The organism is Vagococcus changpingensis (assembly GCF_058211775.1).
This window is the reverse complement of record NZ_JBYVZB010000007.1, coordinates 25,276-34,827: the sequence shown is the minus strand read 5'-3', so window position 1 is coordinate 34,827 and position 9,552 is coordinate 25,276. Positions and strand designations below refer to the sequence as shown.

9 protein-coding genes are annotated in these 9,552 nt (G+C 35.4%); all 9 read right to left on the bottom strand.

Features of this window, described 5'->3' with window-relative positions:
- Positions 1-460: 460 nt before the first annotated feature.
- The gene (lysS, locus tag AC37UB_RS09965) at positions 461-1,924 is read right to left on the bottom strand and encodes a lysine--tRNA ligase (protein WP_187363592.1); all 1,464 of its coding nucleotides are present in this window, start codon (positions 1,922-1,924) and stop codon (positions 461-463) included.
- 117 nt (positions 1,925-2,041) lie between these two features.
- Positions 2,042-3,031, bottom strand: a complete 990-nt coding sequence (gene dusB, locus AC37UB_RS09960; RefSeq protein WP_071456011.1) for a tRNA dihydrouridine synthase DusB — start codon at positions 3,029-3,031, stop codon at positions 2,042-2,044.
- 14 nt (positions 3,032-3,045) lie between these two features.
- Complete coding sequence (gene hslO, locus AC37UB_RS09955; RefSeq protein ID WP_241699673.1) at positions 3,046-3,948, bottom strand: Hsp33 family molecular chaperone HslO; 903 nt, start codon at positions 3,946-3,948, stop codon at positions 3,046-3,048.
- A 105-nt stretch (positions 3,949-4,053) separates the two neighbouring features.
- On the bottom strand, positions 4,054-6,153 hold the full coding sequence (gene ftsH, locus AC37UB_RS09950) for an ATP-dependent zinc metalloprotease FtsH (protein ID WP_117974097.1): 2,100 nt from the start codon (positions 6,151-6,153) through the stop codon (positions 4,054-4,056).
- A gap of 80 nt (positions 6,154-6,233) precedes the next feature.
- On the bottom strand, positions 6,234-6,779 hold the full coding sequence (gene hpt, locus AC37UB_RS09945) for a hypoxanthine phosphoribosyltransferase (protein WP_071456009.1): 546 nt from the start codon (positions 6,777-6,779) through the stop codon (positions 6,234-6,236).
- Between the two features lie 18 nt (positions 6,780-6,797).
- Positions 6,798-8,192: a tRNA lysidine(34) synthetase TilS gene (gene tilS, locus AC37UB_RS09940; protein ID WP_241699674.1), complete on the bottom strand. Its 1,395-nt coding sequence runs from the start codon at positions 8,190-8,192 to the stop codon at positions 6,798-6,800.
- Between the two features lie 64 nt (positions 8,193-8,256).
- Positions 8,257-8,742, bottom strand: a complete 486-nt coding sequence (locus AC37UB_RS09935) for a S1 domain-containing RNA-binding protein (RefSeq protein WP_117974101.1) — start codon at positions 8,740-8,742, stop codon at positions 8,257-8,259.
- Positions 8,743-8,815: 73 nt separating this feature from the next.
- A complete protein-coding gene (locus AC37UB_RS09930) occupies positions 8,816-9,199 on the bottom strand; it encodes an FtsB family cell division protein (protein ID WP_241699675.1) in 384 nt (127 codons plus the stop codon).
- 82 nt (positions 9,200-9,281) lie between these two features.
- Positions 9,282-9,542, bottom strand: a complete 261-nt coding sequence (locus AC37UB_RS09925) for an RNA-binding S4 domain-containing protein (protein ID WP_117974105.1) — start codon at positions 9,540-9,542, stop codon at positions 9,282-9,284.
- Positions 9,543-9,552 lie beyond the last annotated feature (10 nt).

The window sequence follows — 9,552 nt, the reverse complement described above, 5'->3', positions numbered from 1 at the left end:
CTACATAGTAGAAACGCCCTACACATTTGGTTCGTCTTACTTTGTTCAGTTTTCAAAGGTCTAAACTTTGTTGTCGTAACAACTTTTATATCATAACAAGTTTATAATAACTTGTCAACATTTTTTTGAATTTTTTTAAATTTTCTGAAAATTCGTTCGCTAGAATAAAAATCCTATTAGCTAAATGTTAAAAGTTGTGATTTTTAAAAGCTGTGTCTCAAGGACATGTATTAATATAACAAGATTATAGAGAAAGGTCAACCTTTTTCTAAAAAAAAAATTCACAAATTTTAAATTAAAATTATATGATTTTTATTCGTTTTTATTCGTTATAAAAAATAATTTTCTAGATAAATCATTTTTAATAACTATTTATTTCTTTTTATAACGAACATTAACCGTTTAACGATAATTTTATATACTAAAATAAAATAAAAAAGTGAAGAAATTCTTCACTTTTTTATCTCATCGTTGGGAATAATAAGACATCTCTAATAGATTGTGAGTTAGTTAATAGCATCACCAGACGGTCGATCCCTATTCCCAAACCACCTGTTGGAGGCATTCCATATTCTAGCGCTTCAATAAAATCTTCATCTATTCCATGAGCTTCATCATTTCCTAAATCTTTTTCTTTCATCTGCGCTTCAAATCGTTCTCTTTGATCGATTGGATCATTTAACTCGGTAAAGGCATTTCCATATTCTTTTCCTACGATAAATACTTCAAAGCGATCTGTAAATCGGTCATCTTCTGGATTTTTCTTAGCAAGTGGAGAAATTGAAACCGGATGACCATAGATAAAGGTTGGTTGAATCAACGTATCTTCAACAAACTCTTCAAAAAATTCATTAATCACATGGCCATAATCCATATGTTCTTCTATAGTAACATTATGTTTTTTAGCGATTGTTCTTGCTTCTTCGTCTGATGTTACATTCCAGAAATCAACACCTGTGACTTCTTTAATCGCATCAACCATATGAATTCTCTTCCATGGTCCTTCTAAGTTAACATTAACATCACCGTATTGGATTTGTAATGTCCCTAATACTTTTTGAGCGACTGTTGTAATGATACCTTCTGTTAAATCCATAATATCTTTATAATCAGTATAAGCTGTATACACTTCTAGCATAGTAAATTCTGGATTGTGTGTCGCATCAATCCCTTCATTACGGAATACACGACCAATTTCATATACTTTTTCCATTCCACCAACGATTAATCGTTTTAAATGTAATTCAAGCGCGATGCGTAAATATAATTCCATATCTAATGCGTTATGATGTGTAATAAATGGTCTTGCTGCTGCTCCACCTGCCATATTATGTAGGGTTGGTGTTTCAACTTCTAAATAACCATGGTCATTTAAGTAATTACGCACTTCGCGGATAATTTCACTACGTTTAACAAATTTGTCAAAGCTATCACGATTACTAATTAAATCTAAATAGCGTTGACGGTATTTTTGCTCAACGTTTGTTAAACCGTGATATTTATCCGGTAACGGTCTAAGAGCTTTTGTCAAGAATGTAAAGTCAGTTGGCTTGATTGTCATCTCACCCATATCAGTTTTCATCACTTGTCCAGTTACTCCAACAAAATCACCTAAGTCAGCTTGTTTAAATAGTTCATAGGCTTCTTCACCAATCGCATCTTTACGAACGTAAATCTGTACTTGCCCTTCTCTATCCTGTAAATGAGCAAACCCTACTTTACCTTTACCACGTTTTGTCATGATACGACCAGCAATTGTCGCTGTTAGGTTTAACTCTTGTAATTCTTCTTTAGTTTTATCATCATATTTTTCATGCAATTCTTTTGCATTGGTTGTACGCTCAAAACGTGTTCCAAATGGGTCTAATCCCTTGTCACGCAACTCCGCCATTTTTTCTCGTCTAACGATGAGTTGATCATTCATTTCTTGATGCTCTTGATTATCTTTTGACACGTTACTTCCTCCTATACATTATTTGCCATTCTACTCTCTCCTATAATGCCATAAATAGCAAAAAAAAGGCAAGTTAATTTGCCTTTTTTATCCGACTAATCCTTTTTCTTTTACAACTAATACATACTCATCCAAAATCTGATTCATTTCTTCTTGAGTTGTCGCTTTATTAACGGCTAGTCGTGTTTTGGTTGCACGTGGGGCGCCTTTTAAATAATACGCGGCATGTTGACGGAATTCTAAACAGCCAATTTTTTCACCTTTCAAACGAATTAAACGGTCTAAATGAAGTTTAGCTGTCTCGATTTTTTCAGCTGGGTGTGGCTCTTCTAACAACTCACCTGTTTCTAGATAATGCTGTGTGCGATAAATCATCCATGGATTACCTAACGCAGCTCGCCCAATCATTACGCCATCACATCCAACATAATCAAGCATGCGTTTTGCATCTTCTGGGGTTCTCACATCACCATTCCCCATAAATGGAATGGTTAAATGCTTTTTAACTTCCCTTAGTACATCCCAGTTAGCTCTTCCTTCATACATCTGCACGCGTGTTCGACCATGCATCGCCACTGCACTCGCACCGGCTTTTTCAGCAGCTAATGCATTTTCAACAGCATACACATGTTCTTCATCCCAACCAATACGTTGTTTCACTGTCACCGGAATACTCACAGCACTCGCCACAGCTTCTACCATTTCATATACTTTGTTTGGATCAAGTAACCATCTAGCACCTGCTTCAGCTTTGATGACCTTATTTACTGGACATCCCATATTGATATCAATCATATCTGCGGTCGTGTATTCTTCGACAAATTTAGCTGCTTCGACTAAGTTTTCTTTATTGCCACCAAATATTTGTAGACTAAGCGGATGTTCTGTCTCATCAATATAAAGCATTTCTAGTGTTTTTTTGTTACGCTGTTGAATGCCTTTATCACTAATCATCTCACATACGACAAGCCCTGCACCAAACTCTTTGACTGTTACACGAAAAGCCGAGTTACTTACTCCGGCCATCGGTGCCACAACCACTCGATTAGGAATCTCGACATTTCCTATCTTCCACATCGGGTTTCCTCCTCTTAAGACTGCATAGCCTCGTCTCTTAATACTGATAACTCTTCTGCTGTATAATGATATTTTTCATTACAAAAATGACAGACAGCTTCTGCTCCATTGTCTTCTTCTATCATATTGGTTAATTCATCGACCCCTAAGGTAATTAAAGCTGAAGAAAAACGTTCTTTAGAGCAATCACATTGAAATTCGACGGGCATCGTATCTAAAATTTCGACATTTTCTTTCCCTAATAAACGATAAAGAATTTCTTCTGGTGTTTCACCTTGATCTAATAGATTAGAAACTTGTGGAATATCAGCTAAACGTTTTTCAATTTCAACTAGTGTTTCCTCTGAAGCAAACGGCATCACTTGAATCATAAATCCACCTGCCGCTTTCACAACGTCATCATTTTCATTATCAACTAATACACTTAACCCGACTGCTGAAGGAACTTGTTCTGATGTTGCTAAATAATATGTAAAGTCTTCAGCTAGTTCACCTGAAACTAATGGAACTTGTCCTGTAAACGGCTCTCTTAATCCTAAATCTTTTACCACACTTAGAGATCCATTTGTTCCCACTCCACCACGCACATCAATTTTTCCTAATGCATTTGCTGGTAAATTAACTTGTGGGTTTTTAACGTATCCCTTTACATGTCCTTTTGCATCAGCATCAATGACAATAGCACCGATTGGACCATCCCCTTGAATACGAACAGTTAATTTTTCGTCACCTTTATGCGTTGAACCTAACATCAAGGCTCCTGTTAAAGAACGACCTAGTGCCGCTGTTGACGTGCGCCATGTATCATGACGTTGTTGTGCTTCAGCAACTAACTCTGTTGTGCGTGTTGCCATCGCACGAATTTCTCCATTAAAACATAAAGCTTTAACTAAATAATCTGTTGTTTGTTTACTCATTTATCGTGCCTACTTTCTTTCTTTATTATTCCCAATTAAAAAGTGGGCTATACTTTCGTATATCCCACTTATCATAACGTATTTGTTTCAATCTTAAAACTATTTTTACTCAGATTTATCTTCTTTCACAGCTTCTTCATCTTCTTTAATCGATTGTGATAATTCTTCATCACGCTCTTTTAAATTGTGCTCTGCTTCTTTTTCTTCAGCAAATTCAGCTTTTTGTTTTTCAGCGTCTTTTTTCTCTAACGCTTCTTTAACTTCTTCAAAAGAACCATCTTTTTCACTTGGATACTCTTCAGGTTTATCATCACTTGGCATTTTACCGTCTTCAAATAATGATTTAATTTGTTTCGCATCAAGTGTTTCGTATTTAAGTAGTGACTCTGCGATTAACTTATGTTCATCACGATGTGCTTCAATAATTTCAACCGCTTTTTGATGAGCACGGTTCAAGATATTACGAACTTCCTCATCGATTTGGAACGCAACTTGTTCTGAATAAGTTTTTGTTTGTCCATAATCACGGCCAACAAAGACTTGATGGTTTCCTTCATATTGTACAGGACCTAATGAATCACTCATACCATACTCAGTTACCATTGAACGAGCTAAGTTAGTTGCTTGTTCAAAGTCATTACTTGCCCCAGTAGATTTCACACCAAAGATAATTTCTTCGGCCACACGTCCACCAAGTAATCCAACGATTTGTTCGAACATTTCGTTTTGAGTCATTAAGAAACGATCTTCTTTTGGTAAAGCAATCATGTATCCGCCAGCACGTCCACGTGGAACGATGGTTACTTTATGGACAATTCTTGCATCGCTTAGCACTAATCCACAGATTGTATGACCTGCTTCATGGTAAGCAACCATTGAACGTTCTTTTTTACTAATCATGCGGTCTTTCTTAGCAGGACCAGCAATGACTCTATCTTGTGCTTCATCAATATCTGATGCGTCAATTTTCTTTTTATTACGTCGAGCCGCTACAAGGGCAGCTTCGTTTAATACGTTTTCTAAGTCTGCACCGGCAAATCCTGGTGTTTGTTGTGCGACAACTTTTAAATCAACATCGTTTGCTAAAGGTTTGTTACGAGAATGAACTCGCAAAATTTGTTCACGACCTTTAACATCAGGTGTTCCAACAAGAACTTGTCTGTCAAAACGTCCTGGACGAAGTAATGCAGGGTCTAACACATCTGAACGGTTTGTTGCAGCAATAACGATAACTCCTTCATTACCATTGAAACCATCCATTTCAACAAGCAATTGGTTAAGGGTTTGTTCACGTTCATCGTGACCCCCACCCATACCAGCACCACGTTGACGACCAACTGCATCAATTTCATCGATGAAGATAATCGCTGGAGCTGATTTTTTCGCTGTTTCAAACAAGTCACGTACACGACTTGCCCCAACACCGACAAACATCTCAACAAAGTCTGAACCTGAAATAGAGAAGAATGGTACGCCAGCTTCTCCGGCAACAGCTTTTGCTAATAATGTTTTACCTGTTCCGGGAGGTCCCTCAAGTAACACACCCGCAGGAATTCTAGCACCAAGTTCCACGAAACGACGTGGGTCTTTCAAGAATTCAACTACTTCTACTAATTCTTGTTTTTCTTCTTCAGCTCCTGCTACGTCAGAAAAACGAACATTGATTGATTTTTTATCTGCTTCTTTTGTTTTAGATTTCCCAAAGTTCATGACACGGCCATTTCCACCACCTTGTCCACCTTGTCCCATCATCATATAGAATAGGAATACCATCAATAAAACTGGTAAGAAACTAAACAATAATGATACCCAAACACTGTTGTTTGATTGTTCTTTAACAACAAATTTGGTACCAGATTCACTCGCTGTTTCGCTAATATTAGCAATGGTTGCATCATTAGGTAAGACAGATGTTGTAAATCGTTTTGATTTTACTTTTGTTTTACCAAATATTGGTAACCCACCTGAATCAGTAATTTTCTGATCTTCATGGTACTCACCCGTGATTTTGTAAACGCCATTAGCAGGTTGAACAGTAAAGTCTTTAATTTGATCATCTTTTAATTGTTGATAGAACGTTGAATAATTTATAGTTGGAGATTGGTCGCCGCCTTGTCCAAAGAAGAAGTATACTATTGTAATCATTGATAAAAATACAATAATATAATAAAGCGAGTTGCGCATCCCTGAATTCTTTTTATTCATACATGTCCTCCTTCTCTATATTAAATTTTTAGTTTGTAATCATTACTAAGAAATTATTGTAACACTAAATGTTCGAAAAATTAAGCATTTTCGTATATTTCTGGTTTCAATACACCGATATATGGAAGATTACGATAATCTTCAGCATAATCTAAACCATATCCTACAACAAATTCGTTTGGCACTTCAAAACCAACATAGTCAGCTGCCATATCAACAACACGACCTTCTGGTTTATCAAGCATCGTCACAATTTTAACAGAAGCTGCTTTACGGTGTTTCAATAAGTCAACAAGATATTTTAATGTACGTCCACTATCGATAATATCTTCTACTAAGATAATATGACGACCTTCAACTACTGTACTTAAATCTTTCAAAATACGAACTTCACCAGATGAGACAGTCGCATTACCGTAACTTGACACATCCATAAAATCCATTTCCATGTGAATTGGCATAGCACGAACTAAATCCGATAAAAACGGAACGGCTCCTTTTAAAATACCCACAACTAAAGGAAACTTATCCTGATACTCACGACTAATCTCTTCACCTAAAACAGCAACTCGTTCTTGAATTTGTTGTTCTGAATAAAATGTTTTTTCGATATCTTTTTCTAACATTGGGTTCTCCTTCCAAACTTACTCATCCCTTTGATATAAGTAGACGAGCTTATACTGTATTTTATCAGTTTCATGATGAATACTCAAATAAGATTCTCTAAATGGTAAAAGCCATAGAAGATACCCTTTTTCATCGAAAACGAGCCAACTTAAATCACGTAATTTAGTTGGTATTTTTTCATCAATAAAATATCGTGATACTTTCTTAGTCTGACCTTTATAATTATATACGAATCTGTCACCAGCTTCACGTTTTCTGACTCGAATCGTATGATGTTTCCCATGTGTGTAAATCATCTCTTTTAAGTGCCAGTTAATCAATTCATTCGGAATAACTTCTTTACCCAATTCAAAAAATCCTAACCACTGATTATTAGACAAAAATACACCCTGATTTTTTGCCAAATCAAATACAGTATATTCATTTAATGACTTTTTCTTTTGATAGATAGTGAGTATGTCATAATTTTTTTCAACAATCCAATTATTTCCTAATAATAACTGTTGATTTGGTTTATCATTACTAATCAGTTTTTGTAACTGATTCATATGCTCATATCCTACAACAAGGCTAGTTTTTTCTTGAATATCTGTTAATATATATCGAATTACTTCAGACTGTATCGCTAAATTGTGTTTTTTTAACGAAATATAATCTAATTGCCATGTATTATTTTGATAAGAAACAAGTAATTCAATTAAAGGCTGCAGTAATTCATCGATAACTTGCCTTTGATTGGAAATTTCTTGAGATAAGCGCAATATTCCGTTACCAAAATTAGGATTTTCTATTTCCAGCATAGGACGGATGTGATGACGAATACGATTTCGGAAATAATTATCAGAAAGGTTACTACTATCTTCATGATACGGGATATTTTTTTCTTTAGCGTATTCATAAAGTTCTTTTTTAGAAAAACTTAATAATGGGCGAATAACCTGATTGACTCCCAGTGAGCGTTTTTTTTCAATCCCAACCAATTTTCTTAATTGACTACCTTGAATCCATCGCATCAAGATTGTTTCGACAGCATCATCTTTATGATGAGCCGTTAATAAATACGTGCTATTTGTTTCTTGCATCACTTTATCAAAAAAAGTATAGCGAAATGTTCTTGCTTGTTGCTCTACATTTGTATCAACAGTTTTTCCTTCGTCCCATATACCGACAAAACAGGGTATTTGATATTTTTTGGCATAACTTTCTACAAATAATTGTTCCACTTCTGATTCAGCTCTTAACTGGTGGTTAATATGTGCAACATAAATCACTGGACGTTGATCTTTGGGTATTTGACACAACAAATGCAGTAACACCATTGAGTCAACTCCTCCAGATACTCCTACCACAATATGAGTTTGTGGCATCAACTGGTACTCTGATTGAATAATCTTTTCAAATTCTTGGTACACAAACTTTCCTCCCACTTTTCCATATAAAAAAAGGATAAGAGAACTCTCTTACCCTTCTATCTATTTAGTTACGACGTCCGCCACGTCCGCCACGTTTTCCTTCAGTACTGCGTTTTAATGTACTTAATCTATCATCACTATCTTTTAAGAAGTTAGTCATTAATGAATCAAAACTTTCTTTTTGTGGAGTAGCTACTGCTGCAGGTTTACGATTATTTCTACCACGGTCATTTCCACCTCGGTTGTTACGATCAGACTGGTAATTATTTGATGAACGTTTGTATTCTTTACGCTCACGCTGTGCTGGGCGTTCTTCTTCGTTGGCACGCTTGATTGATAACCCAATTTTTCCGTCATCTCCAACACTCATGACTTTTACTTCAACTTCGTCATTCATCTTTAAAACATCGTTGATATCTTTTACAAAGCTATTAGATACCTCACTGATATGTACCAATCCTGTTTTTCCATCACCTAAATCTACAAACGCTCCAAAATTAGTAATACCTGACACTTTACCAGATAACTTTGTCCCCACTTCGATTGACATAAAAAAATATTTCCTCCTTGAATCCTCTTTATATATTATTTTTTTATTAACTTAATACTCGATTGCCACTGCTTTAATTTGCACCACTCAGTCCTGGGATGCTATATACTTGTTCGCCTTCTTTAGAGTAAAAATATTTGGCACGTGCAACTTTCTCAACATATTCGGGATCCTTTAACAATTTTACTTCGTTTTCCAAATCCTTCTTTTCTGTTTTTACTTTTGCATATTCCTTTTTTACCTCTGTGTGATTTTGTTGTAGTGATAACAGATGTTGTCCATTGCGAAATAAGTTAATTCCCATGAACGTAAATAAACCAAAGGCTAACACAAACATAACCGTTAAGCGTCGTCGTTTGTAAATCATTTGCTTTTGTTCACGTTGAGCTTTCGCCATTGGTGACGGAAGTCTTTTTTCGCTTGTCTCAAGGGCTAATAACGTTTTTTTCTCACTCATGATACATTAGACTCCATTTCTGTTTATACTTGGGTTCATTATACCAACTAGCCTCATTAATGTCTAATACTTATCGCTGATTTTAGTTTTGATTTTTGATTTCGCTAATAATTTCGTATAAATCTTTTGCTTCATCTTTTTTAGTTGTGTCTTTTAAGTCTAATACTTTAACTTCTAATGTTTTATTACCAAACATGATTGTAATCACATCTCCTATTTTAACAGGGGTAGATGATTTAGCTAATTTGTGATTCACTTGAATCCGACCTTTATCAGCTATTTCTTTTGCAATTGTTCGACGTTTTATAATTCTTGAAATTTTTAAAAATTTATCTAATCTCATCAATGTCCTC

Bases quoted from the DNA above. Each gene is read 5' to 3' on its own strand.
- ftsH (WP_117974097.1), bottom strand. From the start codon at position 6,153: ATGAATAAAAAGAATTCAGGGATGCGCAACTCGCTTTATTATATTATT.
- dusB (WP_071456011.1), bottom strand. From the start codon at position 3,031: ATGTGGAAGATAGGAAATGTCGAGATTCCTAATCGAGTGGTTGTGGCA.
- AC37UB_RS09925 (WP_117974105.1), bottom strand. From the start codon at position 9,542: ATGAGATTAGATAAATTTTTAAAAATTTCAAGAATTATAAAACGTCGA.
- lysS (WP_187363592.1), bottom strand. From the start codon at position 1,924: ATGAATGATCAACTCATCGTTAGACGAGAAAAAATGGCGGAGTTGCGT.
- hslO (WP_241699673.1), bottom strand. From the start codon at position 3,948: ATGAGTAAACAAACAACAGATTATTTAGTTAAAGCTTTATGTTTTAAT.
- AC37UB_RS09935 (WP_117974101.1), bottom strand. From the start codon at position 8,742: ATGTCAATCGAAGTGGGGACAAAGTTATCTGGTAAAGTGTCAGGTATT.
- AC37UB_RS09930 (WP_241699675.1), bottom strand. From the start codon at position 9,199: ATGAGTGAGAAAAAAACGTTATTAGCCCTTGAGACAAGCGAAAAAAGA.
- hpt (WP_071456009.1), bottom strand. From the start codon at position 6,779: ATGTTAGAAAAAGATATCGAAAAAACATTTTATTCAGAACAACAAATT.